Origin of the sequence: Bordetella genomosp. 2, from assembly GCF_002261345.1 — a bacterium.
Taxonomy (GTDB): domain Bacteria; phylum Pseudomonadota; class Gammaproteobacteria; order Burkholderiales; family Burkholderiaceae_B; genus Bordetella_A.
Map to the genome: position 1 here is coordinate 786956 of NZ_NEVT01000003.1, position 17297 is coordinate 804252.

16 protein-coding genes are annotated in these 17297 nt (G+C 68.9%); 9 read left to right on the plus strand and 7 right to left on the minus strand.

What is annotated here, in order from left to right; translation table 11 throughout:
* Positions 1-29: 29 nt before the first annotated feature.
* The 3 genes from CAL24_RS05870 to fdxA form a co-directional block, all read right to left on the minus strand.
* A complete protein-coding gene (locus CAL24_RS05870) occupies positions 30-1244 on the minus strand; it encodes a polyhydroxyalkanoate depolymerase (protein ID WP_094806006.1) in 1215 nt (404 codons plus the stop codon).
* A gap of 136 nt (positions 1245-1380) precedes the next feature.
* Complete coding sequence (locus CAL24_RS05875) at positions 1381-2178, minus strand: ferredoxin--NADP reductase (protein WP_094806008.1); 798 nt, start codon at positions 2176-2178, stop codon at positions 1381-1383.
* A gap of 42 nt (positions 2179-2220) precedes the next feature.
* The gene (gene fdxA, locus CAL24_RS05880; protein WP_028356384.1) at positions 2221-2544 is read right to left on the minus strand and encodes a ferredoxin FdxA; all 324 of its coding nucleotides are present in this window, start codon (positions 2542-2544) and stop codon (positions 2221-2223) included.
* Between the two features lie 171 nt (positions 2545-2715).
* Here fdxA and pncB point away from each other — a divergent pair, with 171 nt between their 5' ends.
* From pncB to CAL24_RS05895, 3 genes are all read left to right on the plus strand, one after another.
* On the plus strand, positions 2716-3891 hold the full coding sequence (pncB, locus tag CAL24_RS05885; protein ID WP_028356383.1) for a nicotinate phosphoribosyltransferase: 1176 nt from the start codon (positions 2716-2718) through the stop codon (positions 3889-3891).
* Positions 3892-3944: 53 nt separating this feature from the next.
* Complete coding sequence (locus CAL24_RS05890) at positions 3945-4298, plus strand: RidA family protein (protein ID WP_028356382.1); 354 nt, start codon at positions 3945-3947, stop codon at positions 4296-4298.
* Between the two features lie 339 nt (positions 4299-4637).
* Entirely contained in the window at positions 4638-4790 is a 153-nt protein-coding gene (locus tag CAL24_RS05895) for a DUF3309 domain-containing protein (RefSeq protein ID WP_012248655.1), read from the plus strand.
* 3 nt (positions 4791-4793) lie between these two features.
* On the opposite strand, the gene CAL24_RS05900 is transcribed toward CAL24_RS05895, so the two are convergent.
* Both CAL24_RS05900 and CAL24_RS05905 read right to left on the minus strand, forming a co-directional pair.
* Positions 4794-5306: a flavodoxin family protein gene (locus CAL24_RS05900; protein ID WP_094806010.1), complete on the minus strand. Its 513-nt coding sequence runs from the start codon at positions 5304-5306 to the stop codon at positions 4794-4796.
* 16 nt (positions 5307-5322) lie between these two features.
* Positions 5323-6192, minus strand: coding sequence for a zinc-dependent peptidase (locus tag CAL24_RS05905; protein WP_094806012.1), 870 nt, complete (start codon positions 6190-6192; stop codon positions 5323-5325).
* A gap of 111 nt (positions 6193-6303) precedes the next feature.
* Here CAL24_RS05905 and CAL24_RS05910 point away from each other — a divergent pair, with 111 nt between their 5' ends.
* From CAL24_RS05910 to CAL24_RS05935, 6 genes are all read left to right on the plus strand, one after another.
* The gene (locus CAL24_RS05910) at positions 6304-8529 is read left to right on the plus strand and encodes a RelA/SpoT family protein (protein ID WP_094806014.1); all 2226 of its coding nucleotides are present in this window, start codon (positions 6304-6306) and stop codon (positions 8527-8529) included.
* Positions 8530-8590: 61 nt separating this feature from the next.
* On the plus strand, positions 8591-9748 hold the full coding sequence (argE, locus tag CAL24_RS05915) for an acetylornithine deacetylase (protein WP_094806016.1): 1158 nt from the start codon (positions 8591-8593) through the stop codon (positions 9746-9748).
* A gap of 61 nt (positions 9749-9809) precedes the next feature.
* A complete protein-coding gene (gene trpB / locus CAL24_RS05920) occupies positions 9810-11009 on the plus strand; it encodes a tryptophan synthase subunit beta (protein WP_028356377.1) in 1200 nt (399 codons plus the stop codon).
* A 4-nt stretch (positions 11010-11013) separates the two neighbouring features.
* Positions 11014-11874: a tryptophan synthase subunit alpha gene (gene trpA, locus CAL24_RS05925; RefSeq protein ID WP_094806017.1), complete on the plus strand. Its 861-nt coding sequence runs from the start codon at positions 11014-11016 to the stop codon at positions 11872-11874.
* Between the two features lie 36 nt (positions 11875-11910).
* Positions 11911-12786, plus strand: coding sequence for an acetyl-CoA carboxylase, carboxyltransferase subunit beta (gene accD / locus CAL24_RS05930; RefSeq protein ID WP_028356375.1), 876 nt, complete (start codon positions 11911-11913; stop codon positions 12784-12786).
* 159 nt (positions 12787-12945) lie between these two features.
* Positions 12946-13491 (plus strand): acyloxyacyl hydrolase, encoded by a 546-nt coding sequence (locus CAL24_RS05935; protein WP_094806019.1) that lies wholly within the window; start codon positions 12946-12948, stop codon positions 13489-13491.
* Positions 13492-13577: 86 nt separating this feature from the next.
* Here the strand turns inward: CAL24_RS05935 and CAL24_RS05940 are convergent, their stop codons facing one another.
* Both CAL24_RS05940 and CAL24_RS05945 read right to left on the minus strand, forming a co-directional pair.
* On the minus strand, positions 13578-14024 hold the full coding sequence (locus tag CAL24_RS05940; protein ID WP_028356373.1) for an acyl-CoA thioesterase: 447 nt from the start codon (positions 14022-14024) through the stop codon (positions 13578-13580).
* Positions 14025-14127: 103 nt separating this feature from the next.
* Positions 14128-17166, minus strand: coding sequence for an Rne/Rng family ribonuclease (locus tag CAL24_RS05945; protein ID WP_094806020.1), 3039 nt, complete (start codon positions 17164-17166; stop codon positions 14128-14130).
* Between the last annotated feature and the right edge of the window lie 131 nt (positions 17167-17297).

The window sequence follows — 17297 nt, forward strand, 5'->3', positions numbered from 1 at the left end:
GGCCGGCGGGCCCATGGGGCCCGCGGGCGCTACGCCTGGCGGATGAATTCGGCGATTTTAGGACAGATCATCTCGCGCCAGCGGCGGCCCGAGAAAATGCCGTAATGACCGCAGCCCGCCGCCGTGTAGTGGCGCTTGCGGGCGGTCGGGATGCCGCGGCACAGCCCGATGGCGGCGCGGGTCTGGCCCTGTCCGGAGATGTCGTCGAGCTCGCCTTCGATGGTCAGCAGCGCGACGTCCTTGATGTCGGCCGGACGCACCGGCTCGCCATCGACCTGCCAGGTGCCGTTGGGCAGCTGGAATTCCTGGAAGACCATGCGGATGGTGTCCAGGTAGAACTCGGCCGGCATGTCGAGCACGGCGTTGTACTCGTCATAGAAGCGCCGGTGCGCCGCCGCGTCGCCGTCATCGCCGCGCAGCAGGTCCAGGTAGAAATCGTAGTGGGACTTCAGATGCCGGTCGGGGTTCATGGCGACGAAGCCGGCATGCTGCAGGAAGCCCGGGTAGACGCGCCGGCCGGCGCCGGGGTAGCGCGCCGGCACCGTGTCGATGAGCTGTTTCTCGAACCAGCTGTAGGGCTTGGTGGTGGCCAGGCGGTTCACCTGGGTGGGCGACTGGCGCGGGTCGATGGGGCCGCCCATCATCACCATGCTGCGCGGCCGCGCCGGATCGCCGGCCGAAGCCATCAGCGAGATCGCCGCCAGCACCGGCACGGTGGGCTGGCACACCGAGATGACATGCGTGTCGGGGCCCGGGTGGCGCAGGAAGTCCTGGATGTAGCGGACATAGTCGTTCAGGTGGAACGGGCCCGCCGAGGCCGGCACCATGCGGGCATCGACCCAGTCGGTGACGTAGACGTCGTGCGCCGGCAGCAGCGCGCGCACGGTGTCGCGCAGCAGGGTCGCATGGTGGCCCGACAGCGGCGCCACCAACAGCACGCGGGGGTCGGCGCGCCGGGCGGCGCGCTGGAAATGCAGCAGCCGACAGAACGGCAGGTCGTGGGCCACCGTTTCGGTGACGCGCACATCCTCGCCGTCGATGCGCGTGGACGGCAGGTTCCAGAGCGGCTTGTGGTATTCCTTGCCGAGCCGGTGCATGAGCTCGCAACCGGCCGCCAGCTGGCGCGACAGCGGCGTGTACGCCAGCGGGCTGTAGGGGCTGGAAAACAGCTGCGAACCAGCGTCGGTGAATGCGGCGAAGGGCGTCAGGAAGGCCCGCTGCATTTCATGCAAGTGGTACAGCATGGGGCGAGAGTCCTCTGGGAGCTGGAATGATTATTACCGGCGCGTGTAAGGATATATCCAATTCGTCTAGCGAACCGGTACCAATCGGGCCAATTCTGTTGTGAAAATGCGACCGCGACGCGCCGGCAGGCCCGCGTTACCAGTAATTTTCGACCGCCAGGTTGCCCGGGATGCCGCGCCGCCCGGGCGCGAATCCGCGGCCGGCCAGCAGTTTGCGGGCGTCGGCCAGCATGGCGGGGTTGCCGCACAGCATGATCTTGGAGCGTTCCGGGTCGAGGGTCTCGCCGGCCAGGCGCTCGAGCCCGCCATCGGCGATGAGGCTGGTCAGGCGCGCCTGCGGGGCGCCTGGCAGGGCCTCGCGCGTGGCGACGGGCAGGTAGACGAGCTTGCGCGGGTCTTCCTGGAAATACCGGGCGTAGGCCGGCTGGCGGTGCCATTGCAGGATCTCGTCGCGGTACGCCAGTTCCTGGGCCGTGCGCACGCCGTGGACCAGGATGATGCGCCGGAAGGCCTGCCAGGTGGCGGGATCGCGCAGAATGGACAGGTAGGCCGACAGGCCCGTGCCGGTGGCCAGCAGCCACAAATCGCCGCCCTGGGCGAAGCGGTCGATGGTCAGGAAGCCGAAGGGGTTTTTCTCGACGTACAGCGCGTCGCCCGGCTGCAGGCGGGCCATGCGCGGGCTGAAGAGGCCCTCGGGCACCACGATGGAATAGAACTCGAGGCCTTCTTCGTGCGGGGCGGACACCATGGAATAGGCGCGCCACAGCGTGGGCGGGCCGTCCGGGTCGTCGGCGCCGGGCAGGCCCACGCGGGCGAACTGGCCGGCCTGGAACTGGAACGCCGGGTCACGGGTCACGCGTAGCGAGAACAGCTTGCCGGGAACCCAGGTCCGCACATCGGTGACGGTCTGGCGCGTGTATTTGGATTCGGTCATTAGCTCGGGGCGGGGCGCGCCGTGGCGCGCGGCGCGGCCAGCTTATTTTTCCAGGTACTGCAGCTTGTCCTGCACGCCGTTCCAGTCGTCGGCATCGGGCAGCGGCTTCTTGGCGCGGCTGATGGGAGCGAATTCGGGCGTCAATTCGGCGTTCAGGGCGATGAACTGGACTTGGTCCTGGGGGACGTCCTCTTCGGCGTAGATGGCGTTGGCCGGGCATTCGGGAATGCAGACCGCGCAATCGATGCACTCGTCGGGGTCGATCACCAGGAAGTTGGGGCCTTCACGGAAACAGTCTACGGGGCACACGTCGACGCAATCGGTGTACTTGCACTTGATACAGTTTTCGGTAACGACGTGGGTCATTCAGGACTCCGGAGACGAGCAACAGCTTTTTGGCCTTTGCAAGATTTTACCCAAATGCGGGCGGGCGGGGCGGCCATAACCCTGGCCCCGGTAGTGCCGTGGCCGGCCGGGAAGCCGCGTTTGCTTATGCTATGGTGTGAGGAAACGAACCGCGCAACCAACCGCGCCATCATGATAATTACTTCGCTGCTCGACACCGATCTGTACAAGTTCAGCATGATGCAGGTGGTGCTGCATCATTTTCCCGCTGCGCAGGTCGAATACCGCTACAAGTGCCGCACGCCCGGCGTGAACCTGCGGCCCTACCTGGACGAGATCCGGGCCGAGGTGCACGAATTGTGCCAGTTGCGCTTCACCGAAGAGGAACTGCAGTACCTGGGCGATTTGCGCTTCATCAAAAGTGATTTCGTCGATTTCCTCGGGCTGTTCCACTTGCCCGAGCGCTGCATTTTCATCGGCGAAGGCGATGCGCCGGGCGAGATCGCCATCACGGTGAAAGGGCCGTGGCTGCATACGATCCTGTTCGAGATCCCGGTGCTGGCCATCGTCAACGAGGTCTATTTCCGCAATACCCGCAAGAATCCCGACTGGGAAGAAGGGCGCCAGCGCCTGCAGTCCAAGATGCACCTGGTGCTCGACGATCCCGCGCTGGCCGATTTCCGCGTGGCCGAATACGGCACGCGGCGGCGTTTTTCCAAACTGTGGCACGAAGAGATCGTGTCCACCATGAAAGCCCAGATGGGCGCGCATTTCGCCGGCACCAGCAATGTGCTGCTGGCCATGCGGCACAACGTGCTGCCGCTGGGCACCATGGGCCACGAGTACCTGCAGGCCTGCCAGGCGCTGGGACCGCGCCTGCGCGACTCCCAGGTCTTCGCGCTGGAAGTGTGGGCCAAGGAATATCGCGGCGACCTCGGCATCGCGCTGTCCGACGTCTACGGCATGGATGCCTTCCTGCGCGATTTCGACATGTATTTCTGCAAGCTGTTCGACGGCGCGCGCCACGACTCGGGCGATCCCTTCGTATGGGGCGAACGGCTGCTCGAGCACTACCGCAAGAATCGAGTCGACCCGCGCGCCAAGACGCTGGTGTTCTCCGATTCGCTGACATTTCCGCGCGCCATCGAGCTGGCCCGCCAGTTCGCCGGCCGCTGCAAGGTGTCGTTCGGCATCGGCACCAACCTGACCAACGACCTGGGCCACGAGCCGCTGCAGATCGTGATGAAGATGGTCCGCTGCAACGGCCAGCCGGTCGCCAAGGTGTCCGACGCGCCCGAGAAGACCATGTGCGACGATCCCGCCTATCTGGCCTATTTGCGCCAGGTCTTCCAATTGCCGCCGGCCTGACGGCGCCCCGGTTTCCTTTTCTTTTTGCCAACTGTTCTCTCAGGGGATATTTCATGAGCAGCATCAAGCGCGTCAATGTGGAAAAACGGCTGTCCGACATGGCCGTGTACAACGGCGTGGCGTACCTGGCCGGCCAGGTGCCCGACGACGCCTCGCTGGACATGGCCGGCCAGACCGCCCAGGTCCTGGCCACCATCGACCGCCTGCTGGCCGAGGCCGGCACCGACAAGAGCAAGATCCTGATGGCCCAGATCTTCGTGGCCAACATGAAAGAGTTCGACGCCATGAACCAGGCCTGGGACGCCTGGGTCGCCCCCGGCAATGCGCCGCCGCGCGCCACCGTCGAGGCCCGCCTGGCGAATCCGGACTACAAGGTGGAGATCGTGGTGACGGCCGCCGTGGCCTGATCGACGCCTCTCCGCATGCTCCAGGCCCCCGGTCCTCCGGGGGCTTTTTCATGGCCGGCCAGCTGTCGGCCAGGCGCCCAGGTGCCAGACACCCCTCCGCGTGCCCAGGTGTCAGACACCCGACGGGATGTCCGCGGCATGCCGCCGCCGCCGCGGGGTGTCTGACACCTTTCCTGATGCCGACGCGGCCACAAAGGGTGTCTGACACCTCCCCCGCGTTCCGGTGTCCCGCCGCCTTGCCGGCCGGCCCCGGTCGCCCGGCGCGTCCAGGCACGCGGCTTGCAGACGGCCCGGCAGGCGGCCGCTGGCCGCCGCCCCGACAATCACAAGGAGCACGCCATGGGTACCATTTTGCTGATCATCCTGATCCTGTTGTTGATCGGCGCTTTCCCGAGCTGGCCCTACAGCCGCGGCTGGGGTTACTACCCGAGCGGCCTGCTGGGCATCGTGGTCATCGTGCTGATCGTGATGCTGCTTACAGGCAGGCTCTAGGCTTCATTCCACGCCGGCCAGCAGGGTGGCGGCCAGCAGGCCGCCAAGTTCCTCGCAGCGCGCCAGGGCGTCGGCCGATACGGTCTTGGGAGCCAGGATCTCGGCCGGCGTCTGGGCGCCGCTGCGTTCGATCAGGGCCGGGGCCACGGCGCGCAGCCGCCAGCCGGTGCAGATGCGTTCGGCCTGCCGGACCGCGCCCGCGCCGTCGGTGCCCGCGCTGACCGCCAGGGCGTAGGGGCGGCCCTCGATGCGCTCGAGCACGCCGTAGTAGCAGCGGTCGAACAATTCCTTCATTTCGCCGCTCAGGCCGCCCAGGTTTTCCGGCGCGCAGAACAGATAGCCATCGCAGGCGAGCAGGTCGGCCGCCTGGACGGACCGGGCCGGCCGCAGCTCGACCCGCAGGTCGGCGGCCTGCTCCAGTTCCCGGGCGGTCTGCGCCGCGCCGCGCGCCAGCGCGCGCGCCATCTGCTCGGCGGCGCCGGTGCGCGAATGCCAGGCGATCAGCAAGCTTTTCATGCGGCTCTTTTCCGTTTCAGCGCGGGCCATCCGGGGCCATGCCGCCGGCGGCCCGCGTCAAGCGCGCCAGGGGGTCCTGGCGGTAGTAAGCGCGCAGCAGGCCATACCATTCCGGCAGGGCCTCGGCCAGCGGCGCGGGATCGACGAAGAAGTGTTCCGAGCTGACGGCGAAGAACTCCGCCTCGTCGGCCGCCGCATAGGGGTCGAGGGGCAGGCGGGCGTACCAGGCGTCGGCGGCTTCGCTTTCGGGATCCACATCGGGCGGGATGGCCGCCTCGATGGCGTCCAGCGCGGCAACGAAGCGGTCCAGGCTGTCGTCCAGCACGCGCCTCCAGTCGCGCGGCCGCAGGTCCGGGTGGGCGCCCAGGCCGGGCATGCCGTCGGCCTGGCCCGACAGCAGGTCGAGCTTGTGGGCGAACTCGTGGATGACCACGTTGAAGGCGCCGTCGGCCGGCAGCGCGTCGGCCCAGGACAGGATGACGGGCCCGCCGTCCCAGGCTTCGCCGGCGGCGGCCTCGTCGTATTCGTGCACCACCCCGGCCTCGTCCTGGCGCACGCGGGGAATGGAAAAACTTTCCGGATAGACGATGATCTCGTCCCAGCCTTCATAAAGCTCCGGCGGCAGGTTGAGGATGGGCAGGGCGGCCTGGGCCGCGATCGACAGCCGCATGAAATCCGTCGGCTCGAGGCCGCGCGCGCCGTTGAGGTTCTTGCTGGCAAGCAGCCAGGCGGCGCGCGCCAGCAACTGTTCCGCCTCGGCGGCCTCGAGCGCCGCCAGGAAAGGGTGTGTGTCCAGCACCTGGCGCCACAGCCCGGGCGAAATGCGGGCCCGCACCTGCGCCACCGCCGATTCGGCGGCGCCCCGGCCCTTCAGCCATCGCAACATAACTCAGCGTTCCTTGTTCATGCCTCGCCGCGCGCTCCGCCGCGCTTGCGCTTGCGCTTAGTGTAGAGTGTAGGAAAATTTCGATCTCCTGCCGGTCCGCTTCGTTCCGCGATGTCCGTTATTCCCGATACCGATGCGCTCTCGCCATTCGATGACGCCTGGCGCCAGGCGGCGGGCGCGGGCCTCGACGCCGACGCTCCCGCGCGCATCGAGCGGGCGGTGGCCTGGGCCGTGCCGCAATTCGCCGGCCAGCAGATGGGCACCGGCGAGCCGGCGGCCTACCATGCGGCCGGCACCGTGCGCATCCTGGCGGGCCTGCAGACCGACGCCGCCACCCGCATAGCCGCCCTGGTGGCCGCCCTGCCGACCGACCTGGCCACGCCCGCGCCGCCGCTGCGCACCGATCCGCTGGCCGCCGAGTTCGGGCCCGAGATCGCGCGCCTGGTGCAGGGCGCGCGCGCCCTGTTGCGCCTGGGCATGGTGGCGCGCCGCGCCAGCGACAGCGAAGCCGACAGCGGCGACCAGAAGGAAATGCAGCGCAAGATGCTGCTGGCCATGGCGGCCGACCTGCGCATCGTGCTGATGCGGCTCGCTTCGCGCCTGCAGACGCTGCGCTGGCATGCCGAATCCAAGACCCCGTGCTCGCAGGCGTTCGCCCGGGAAACGCTCGACCTCTATGCGCCGCTGGCCAACCGGCTGGGCATCTGGCAGGTCAAGTGGGAAATGGAAGACCTGGCGTTCCGCTTCCTGGAACCCGGGCGCTACAAGGAAATCGCCCGCCTGCTCGAAGAAAAGCGCGCCGAGCGCGAGGCCTTCATCGCCGGCGCCATCGAACGCCTGCAGGGGGCGCTGGCCAAGGCCGGCATCCAGGCCGAGGTTAGCGGCCGGCCCAAGCATATCTACAGCATCTGGAACAAGATGCGCCTGAAGGGCCTGGAATTCTCGCAACTGTACGACCTGCGCGCGCTGCGGGTCATCGTCGACGACGTGCGGGCCTGCTATACCGCGCTGGGCATGGTGCACGACATGTGGACCCCGATGCCGGACGAGTTCGACGACTACATCTCGCGGCCCAAGCCCAACGGCTACCGCTCGCTGCATACCGTGGTGGCCGACGACGACGGCAGGCCGTTCGAGGTGCAGATCCGCACGCGCGGCATGCACCAGTTCGCCGAATACGGCATGGCCGCGCACTGGCGCTACAAAGAGGCGGGGGCCAAGGGCGGCCAGGTGGCCGCCTCCAGCGAATACGACCGCCAACTGTCGTGGATGCGCCAGTTGCTGGCCTGGAATTCGGACATGGAAGCCGGCGGCGCCAAGGCGGCGCCCGCCGGCGCGCCGCGCGAGGAACGCGTCTACGTCCTCACGCCGCAGGCGCGCGTCATCGAACTGCCGGCCGGCGCGACGCCGGTCGATTTCGCCTATCACCTGCATACCGACCTGGGCCATCGCTGCCGCGGCGCCCGCGTCGACGGTCAAATGGTGCCCCTGCAGACCCGCCTGGGCACCGGCCAGACGGTCGAGATCATCGCCGCCAAGTCGGGCGGGCCGTCGCGCGACTGGCTCAATCCGCAACTGGGTTTCCTGGCCAGCCCGCGCGCGCGCGCCAAGGTGCGCATGTGGTTCAACGCCATCGAGCTGCAGCAGCGCATCACCACCGGCCAGGCGCTGGTCGAAAAAGAGCTGCAGCGTCTCGGCAAGACCGCCGTCAACCTTGAGCAGCTGGCGCAGAGCCTGGGGTTCGCGCGCGCCGACGACCTGTACGTGGCGGCGGCCAAGGAAGAATTCAGCCTGCGCCAGATCGACGCCGTATTCCAGCAGCCGACCCCCGAGGCGGAGCCCGAGGCGGCCGACCTGGCCCATGCGCACAGCGCCGACAGCGCCGCGCGCAGCGGCAAGAGCGGGGTGCTGGTGGTGGGCGTCGGCTCGCTCTTGACCCAGCTGGCGCGCTGCTGCCGGCCGGCCCCGCCCGACCAGATCGCCGGCTTCGTGACGCGCGGGCGCGGCGTGTCGATCCACCGCACCGGTTGCCACAGCTACCAGGCGCTGGCCGCCCGCGAGCCCGAACGGGTGATCGAGGTGGCCTGGGGCGAGACGTCCGAGACCTTCTACCCGGTCGATATCAGCGTGCGCGCACACGACCGCTCGGGTCTGCTGCGCGACCTGTCCGAAGTGTTCGCGCGCCAGCGCCTGAACGTCGTGGGCGTCAACACCCAGAGCCGCCAGTCGCTGGCCCACATGATCTTCACCGTCGAGGTGCGCGGCGGCGAGTCGCTGGGCAAGGCGCTGGCCGCACTTTCCGAGGTCCCGGGCGTCACCTCCGCCACCCGCCACTGATCCGCCGCGCGGCCGGCCGTTTGTCCTACACTCGGTGTTTTACTCCGTCGAGAATCGTCACATGGATACGCGCACCTGGCTGGAAACGCTGGTCGGCATCGATACCACCAGCCGCAACTCGAACCTGGGCTTGATCGAAACCGTGCGGGACCGGCTCAAGAGCCAGGGCGTGCAGGCCTGGCTGGCCCACAATGCCGAGCGGACCAAGGCCAACCTGTTCGCCACGCTGCCCGCCGCGGACGGCGGCGAGCAGGGCGGCATCGTGCTGTCGGGGCACACCGATGTGGTGCCGGTGGACGGCCAGGCCTGGTCGACCGCCCCGTTCGTGCTGTCCGAGGCCGATGGCCGCCTCTACGGCCGCGGCACCTGCGACATGAAGGGCTTCATCGCGGCCAGCCTGGCGCTGGTGCCCGAATACCTGGCGATGCCGCGCAAGAAGCCGATCCACCTGGCTTTCTCGTATGACGAGGAGGTCGGCTGCGTGGGCGCGCCCGTGATGCTGGCCGAGCTGCGCGAGCGCGGCATCCGGCCCGAGGGCTGCGTGGTGGGCGAGCCCACCGGCATGCAGGTGGTGGTGGCCCACAAGGGCATCAACCTGTTCCGCTGCTGTGTGCACGGCAAGGCGGCGCATTCGTCCCTGACGCCGCGCGGCTGCAATGCCATCGAGTACGCGGCGCGCCTGATCTGCCGCATCCGCGAGCTGGCCGACGCGTTCAAGGCCAAGGGGCCGTACGACGAGTTCTACGATGTGCCGTATTCCACCCTGACCACCAACCTGATCCAGGGCGGCATCGCCGTCAATACCATCCCCGAGCTGTGCGAGTTCTCGTACGAGTTCCGCAACCTGCCGGGCATGCCGGCCGACGATATCCAGGCCGAGGTCGAGCGCTATGTGCAGGAGACGCTGCTGCCGGCCATGCGGGCCGAATTCGAGGGCGCGCGCATCGACATCCGCAGCGGCGCCCGCGCGCCGGGCCTGGATGCCTCCGAGGCCGCCGCCATCACGCAGCTGGTGCGCGCCCTGACCGACGACCGCGCCACCCGCAAGGTGGCGTACGGCACCGAGGCCGGCCTGTTCCAGAGCATCGGCGTGCCCACCGTGGTTTGCGGGCCGGGGCATATCGAGCAGGCCCACAAGCCCGACGAGTACGTCGCGCTGGACCAGCTCGAGGCTTGCGAGAAATTCCTGCGCCGCCTGGGGCAGTCGCTGCTCGGTTAAAATGGCGGGTTGCGAAGCGGGCTTCGCGGCCGCCGTGCCAGCCGCAGCCCAGGAGAAACTGGTGAAATCTTACGACCTTCCCGACGCCCAGGGGCATTTCGGCCCCTACGGCGGCGTATTCGTGGCGGAAACACTGATGCACGCGCTCGACGAGCTGCGCGCGGCCTACGATCGCTGCCGGGTCGATCCCGAGTTCATCGCGGCCTTCAACTACGAGCTCAAGCATTTCGTCGGGCGTCCCAGCCCGGTCTACCACGCGGCCCGCTGGTCGCGCGAGCTGGGCGGCGCGCAGATCTGGTTCAAGCGCGAAGACCTCAACCATACCGGCGCCCACAAGGTCAACAATTGCATCGGCCAGGCCCTGCTGGCGCGCCGCATGGGCAAGCCGCGCGTCATCGCCGAGACCGGCGCCGGCCAGCACGGCGTGGCCACCGCCACGGTGGCGGCGCGCTACGGCATGGAATGCGTCGTCTACATGGGCAGCGAGGATGTCCGCCGCCAGGCGTCGAACGTCTACCGCATGAAGCTGCTGGGCGCCACCGTGGTGCCGGTCGAATCCGGTTCGCGCACGCTGAAGGACGCCCTGAACGAGGCCATGCGCGACTGGGTCACCAATATCGAGAACACCTTCTACATCATCGGCACCGTCGCCGGCCCGGATCCCTATCCGCGCCTGGTGCGCGATTTCCAGACCGTCATCGGCAACGAATGCCTGGTCCAGATGCCCGAGGAAACCGGCCGCCAGCCCGACTACGTCGTGGCGGCGGTGGGCGGCGGCTCGAACGCCATGGGCATCTTCCACCCGTACATCCCCTACGAGAACGTGCGCCTGATCGGCGTGGAAGCGGCCGGCGAAGGGCTGGACACCGGCCGCCACGCGGCCTCGCTGGCGGCCGGCCAGGTGGGCGTGCTGCACGGCAACCGCACCTATGTCATGCAGGATGCCGACGGCCAGGTCCAGGAGACGCACTCGGTCTCGGCCGGGCTGGACTACCCCGGCGTGGGCCCGGAGCACGCCTGGCTCAAGGACAGCGGCCGCGCCGAGTACGTCGGCGTCACCGACGCCGAAGCCTTGGCGGCGTTCCACGACTGCTGCCGCATCGAAGGCATCATGCCGGCGCTGGAGTCCTCGCACGCCATCGCGCACGCGGTCAAGATGGCCCCCTCGCTGCCCCAGGACACCATCATCCTGGTCAACCTGTCCGGCCGCGGCGACAAAGACATGCACACCGTCGCCGAACGCGCGGGTATCCAGTTCTGACACCATGACCACCCGAACCGATCGTATCGCAGCGGCCTTCGCCCGCGTCGCCGAGTCCGGCCGCGCGGCCGCGCTGATCCCCTACATCGCCGCCGGCGACCCTTCGCCCGAGGCCACCGTGCCGCTGATGCACGCCTTGAAGCAGGCGGGCGCCGACATCATCGAGCTGGGCGTGCCGTTTTCCGACCCGATGGCCGACGGGCCGGTGATCCAGCGCGCCACCGAGCGCGCCATCGCCCAGGGCGTCGGCCTGCGTCGCGTGCTGGAGCTCGTGGCGCAGTTCCGCCGCGACGACGACGCCACCCCGGTGGTGCTGATGGGCTATGCCAACCCCATCGAACGCATGGGCCTGCAGGCCTTCGCCGAGGCGGCGCAGGCAGCCGGCGTCGACGGCGTGCTGGTGGTCGATTATCCGCCCGAGGAAATCGACGCCTTCGCCGGCCACCTGGAAGCCCATGGCATCGCGCCGATCTTCCTGGTGGCGCCCACGACCACCGAGGCGCGCATCCAGGCCGTTGCGCGTATCGCGCGCGGCTATGTCTACTACGTGTCGCTCAAGGGCGTCACGGGCGCCGGCAGCCTCGATACCGACGAAGTCGCGGCCCGCGTGGCGCTCATCCGCCGCCATGTCGGCGTGCCGGTGGGCGTGGGCTTCGGCATCCGCGACGCCGCCAGCGCGCAGCGCATCGCGCGCGCCGCCGACGCCGTGGTGATCGGCAGCAAACTCATCGAAACGCTCGAGCATGCGGTTGCAAGCGCGCCCGCCGGCGAACAAACGGGCGCCGCCGTCGCCGCCGCCAGCCAGTGGCTGGCCGGCATCCGGCAGGCGCTCGACCAAGTCAAACGAGACCGTTCGCCGGCCTGAGGCCATGGCGCGCGGACTCCCAACGGAAGAACGACAATGAGCTGGATCGAAAAACTCCTGCCTCCCCGCATCAACAAGAACAGCGACAGCGGCGCGCGTCGCGTGCCGGAAGGGCTGTGGGTCAAGTGCCCGTCCTGCGAGTCGGTGCTCTACAGCGAAGACCTGGCCGCCAACCTGCATGTGTGTCCCAAGTGCGACCACCACATGCGCATCGGTTCGCGTGCGCGCCTCGATTCGCTGCTCGACGTGGAAGGGCGGGTCGAGATCGGCCAGAACACGCGCTCGGTCGATTCGCTGAAATTCAAGGACACGCGCAAGTATCCCGAGCGCGTCCAGGAAGCCATGAAGCAGACCGGCGAAACCGACGCGCTGGTGGTCATGAGCGGCTCCATTCGCGGCGTGCCGGCGGTGGTGGCGTGTTTCGAGTTCGAATTCATGGGCGGCTCGATGGGCTCGGTGGTGGGCGAGCGCTTCGCGCGCGGCGCCCAGGTGGCCCTCGACAACAAAACGCCGTTCATCTGCGTGGCCGCTTCCGGCGGTGCGCGCATGCAGGAAAGCCTGCTGTCCCTGATGCAGATGGCCAAGACCAACGCCATGCTGACGCGCCTGTCGGCGGCCGGCCTGCCGTTCATCAGCGTCCTGACCGACCCGACCATGGGCGGGGTGTCGGCCAGCTTCGCCTTCATGGGCGACGTGGTCATCGCCGAGCCCAAGGCCCTGATCGGCTTTGCCGGCCCGCGCGTCATCGAGCAGACCGTGCGCGAGAAACTGCCGGAAGGCTTCCAGCGCGCCGAGTTCCTGCTGCAAAAGGGCGCCATCGACATGGTGGTCGATCGTCGCCAGCTGCGCGAAGAGATCGCCCGCCTGCTGGCGCTCCTGACCGACCAGCCGGCCGACGTCGTGACGGCCTGATGCGCGATATTTCCATATAGGCTAGGAATCCACCCGGTATCTTCCACGCAACGTCTGATTTTCCGGCCGGACTGTTGCCTGGCTTATACAGGGAGGGCGGGGCGCGGCTGAATTTCTGCTATGTTTACCGGTGTGCAAAACACAGGATCTGGAGTATTCATGTCGAGTCTCAATAAGAAGAATATCCGGGCGGCCCTGGCCGCCGTCTCGTTGGCTAGCCTGGCGTTCTCGGCCCAGGCCCAGCAATCCACCCAGGGCGGCATCGGCCTGCACTACGGGGTGGGCGAGCACTATCAGCGCGCCGAGCTGGTCTATGAAACCCCGGGCCTGAATCTGTACGAATTCGGCGGCAACTGGGGGCGCCTGGATCTCACCGGCGAATTCGGCGCTGCCTACTGGTGGGCCAGCGGTTCGCGTTCGCCCAGCAGCGTGTGGCAATTCAATGCCATCCCGATGTTCCGCTGGTGGATGACCGAGCGCTTCTACGTCGAGGCCGGCATTGGCGCCACGGCCTTCACGAGCACCCGCTTCGCCGACGAGAACATCAGCACCGCGTTCCAGTTCGGCGACCACCTCGGCATGGGCTTCATGGTCACCCCGCACAACCGGCTCGGCCTGCGGTATTCGCATTTCTCGAACGCCAGCATCAAGCGCCCGAATCCGGGCCTGGACGTGTTGCAACTCACCTACACGTACCAGTTCTGAGGCATCGCGCATGCCAGGAGAGGCCGGGTATTCACCCGGCCTTTTTTATTGCCCGGGGAAATCGCCCCGGGGAAGGCGTGCCGCCGCTATGCGCCGGGCACGAGATAGCCGGCCAGCCGCTGCCGATGGCGGTCCGGCACCGGCACCGGGCGGCGCGATTGCGGATCCACGTACACGTGGGTGAACAGGCCGGTGGCATGGCAAGCCTGGCGGCCCGCGCTGAAGACGCCCAGGCGGTAGGTGACGCTGCTGGTGCCCAGCCTGGCCACCCGCAGGCCGATCTCGACCGGCGTGGGGAACGACACCGGCTCGAAATACTGGCACTGGCTGCCGACCACCAGGCCGATGGCCGTGGGCGAGTCCGCGCCGGCGATGCCTTCGGCGATCAGCATGCCGTTGACCGCAGTGTCGAACCACGAGTAGTAGACCACGTTGTTCACGTGGCCGTAGACGTCGTTGTCCATCCAGCGCGTGGCGATGGGCGTGAAGTGCCGGTACGCCGCGCGCTCTTCCGGCGCCAGTCGCTCAGTCATGGTTGCTCCGCCATTGATGTCATGGCGCTACCTTGCCCAAAAACAACGCCGGCAGCAATGCCGGCGTTGTGTTCCGATGGCGGGCGCGCTCGGCCCGGCCAGATCAGTGGCGCTGCGTTTCCACCTGCACCAGCGGCTCGTTCGAGACCGGGGGCACCGGCTTGCGCTCGCGGCCCAGGCGCGCCGGCGCGTAGCTGGCGGCGATGCGCTGCTGCGTCTGCGCGTGGCGCTCGGGGTCGGTCTCGACCCATTGCAGGCCGGCGGCGCTGACCACCTCGTGCAGGACCTGGCTGGAGACGGCCGGGGCCGGGGCGGCTGCGGGCACCACGATGGGCTGCGCCGCCGCGGGGGCCGGCTGGGTGGCGACCGCCGGCTCGGCCGGCTGGACGGGCGGCTCGGCCGCTTCCACCGGGACCGGCGTCTCGGCAGGCGCCGCTACGTCGGACGGTTCAGGCTGCGATACCGGCTCGGCTGCCGCCGGCGCCTGCGCGCTGGCGGTTTCCGGGGCCTCCACCGGAGCGGCGGCTTCCGCCGGGGCGGCGGACGGGGCTTGCCCGGCCGGGGCCGCCGGCGTGGCGGGCGCTGGCTCGGCGGCGGCCGGGACGCTGGCCGCCGCGGGAGCGACGGGGGCGGGGGCCGGCACGGCGATCTCGGGCGTGCCTTGCGCGATGGCCGCGGCATTGGAGATGTCGGCCAGGTCGGCGGCCGGGGCCTGCAGGGGCGACGGCGTGGCTGCGGCGGCTTCAGTCGCTGCCGGCTCGCCGGTGGCGGCATCGGCTTCCTGGGCGTCCTCGGCCTGGCCGTCGGCGCCGGTCGCGGCCAGTTCATCCTGGCCACGGCGGCCGCGGCGGCTGCGACGGCGGCGGCGCTTGCGTTCCGGATCGGCAGCGCCTTCGGCGGTTTCCTGCTCGCTGGCGGGGGTTTCCGCGCCGGGGGCCGCGTCAGCCTCGGCCTCGGCCCGTTCCGTCAGGGCGGCGGCAATGGCCGGCCCTTGGGCGGCGGGCAGGGCGGTGGCCACGGTTTCCGCCAGGGCGGCGACCATGCTCTCCTGCTCGCTCATCGGCGCGTCCTGCTGGGTTTCCTCGCGCCGGTTGCGGCCGCGGCCGCGGCGGCCGCGATTGCCGCGGCCGCCGGAGGTTTCCTCGGCGGCCTCGGGCGCCAGGGCGCGTTCGGGGCGGGCGGCTTCCCGCTCGCCACGGGCCGGGCGCTCGGCGCGTTCCTCGGAGCGGCGGTTGCCGCGCACATGGTGGCGGGCGGCGCCTTCGGCCGGTTCGCCAGCCTCGCTGCGCGGTTCGCCGCGGCGATGGCGGCCGCGGTCCGAGCCGTGGCGCTCGCCACGGCGGTCCTGGCCATCATGGGCGCGCTTGCCGCGCGCGGCGCCGGCGCGCTTGGCTTCTTCCTTGGGCGCTTCCGGGGCGGCGGGTTCGGCGCTGCCGCTCAGCCAGCCGACCAGGCGCTTGAACAGGCCGCCGAAGCCGCCTTCGGCGGGCGCGGGCGCCGGGGCGGCCGCGGCCGGCGCCGGCGTCGACACGGGCGCCGGCTGCGAAGGCGTGATGCCCTTGACCAGGGCCTCGGGGCGCGCCTTGACTTCCTGGTCGCGCGGCGCCCAGGCCATGTCGGTCGAGGGGGCCTCGGCCAGTTCGAAGCTGGTCTTCACTTCCTCGAGGCGCGGGTCGTCGTGGCGCAGGCGCTCGATGTGGTGGTGCGGGGTTTCCAGGTGCTTGTTGGGGATCAGCACCAGGTTCACCTTCAGGCGGGCCTCCATCTTGGCGATATCGGAGCGCTTTTCGTTGAGCAGGAAGGTGGCCACGTCGACCGGCACCTGGGCGTGCACCGCCGCGGTGTTCTCCTTCATGGCTTCTTCCTGCAGCAGGCGCAGCACGTGCAGCGCGCTGGATTCGGCGTCGCGGATCACGCCGGTGCCGTTGCAGCGCGGGCAGGTGATGTGCGAGCCTTCGTTCAGGGCCGGCCGCAGGCGCTGGCGCGACAGTTCCATCAGGCCGAAGCGCGAGATCTTGCCCATCTGCACGCGGGCGCGGTCGAAATGCAGGGCGTCGCGCAGGCGCTGTTCGACGGCGCGCTGGTTCTTGCCGTCTTCCATGTCGATGAAATCGATCACGATCAGGCCGCCCAGGTCGCGCAGGCGCAGCTGGCGGGCCACTTCATCGGCCGCTTCCAGGTTGGTGCGCAGGGCGGTTTCCTCGATGTCGGAGCCGCGCGTCGAGCGTGCGGAGTTCACGTCGACCGCCACCAGGGCTTCCGTGTGGTCGATGACCACGGCGCCGCCCGAGGGCAGCTGCACGGTGCGCGAATAGGCGGTCTCGATCTGGTGTTCGATCTGGAAGCGCGAGAAGAGGGGGATGTCGTCGCGGTAGCGCTTGACGCGCTGGACGTTGTCGGGCATCACCACGCTCATGAACGCGGTGGCCTGGTCGGCGATCTCGTCGGTATCGATGAGGATCTCGCCGATTTCGGGGGAGAAGTAGTCGCGGATGGCCCGGATGACCAGGCTGGATTCCAGGTAGATGAGGATTGGCGCGGCGTTGTCGCGGGCGGCGCCGTCGATGGCGGTCCAGAGTTGCAGCAGGTAGGACAGGTCCCATTGCAGCTCTTCGACGTTGCGGCCGATGCCGGCGGTGCGGGCGATGATGCTCATGCCCTGCGGGACTTCCAGCTGCTCCATCGTGTCGCGCAGTTCCTGGCGGTCCTCGCCCTCGACGCGGCGCGAGACGCCGCCGCCGCGGGGGTTGTTGGGCATCAGCACCAGGTAGCGGCCGGCCAGCGAAACGAAGGTGGTCAGGGCGGCGCCCTTGTTGCCGCGCTCTTCCTTTTCGACCTGGACGATCAGTTCCTGGCCTTCGCGCAGGGCATCCTGGATGCGGGCGGTGCGGACGTCGACGCCTTCCTTGAAGTAGCTGCGGGCCACTTCCTTGAACGGCAGGAAACCGTGGCGGTCTTCGCCGTAGTTGACGAAGCAGGCCTCCAGGCCGGGTTCGATGCGGGTGATGACACCTTTGTAGATATTGCCTTTGCGCTGTTCGCGGCCGGCGGTTTCGATGTCGAGATCGATGAGCTTCTGCCCATCGACGATGGCAACGCGCAGTTCTTCCTGGTGCGTTGCATTGAACAGCATGCGCTTCATGAGTGGGGTTCTCCGTTGTCATGACGCGCCGATATCGGCGCGTGACCTCGGGCCACTCGGGCTGCGGACTGAAGCAGGCAAGAGATGCGGCCGGTTGCCGGGCAGCGCCCAGGCATGGCCGCCGCGGGTCA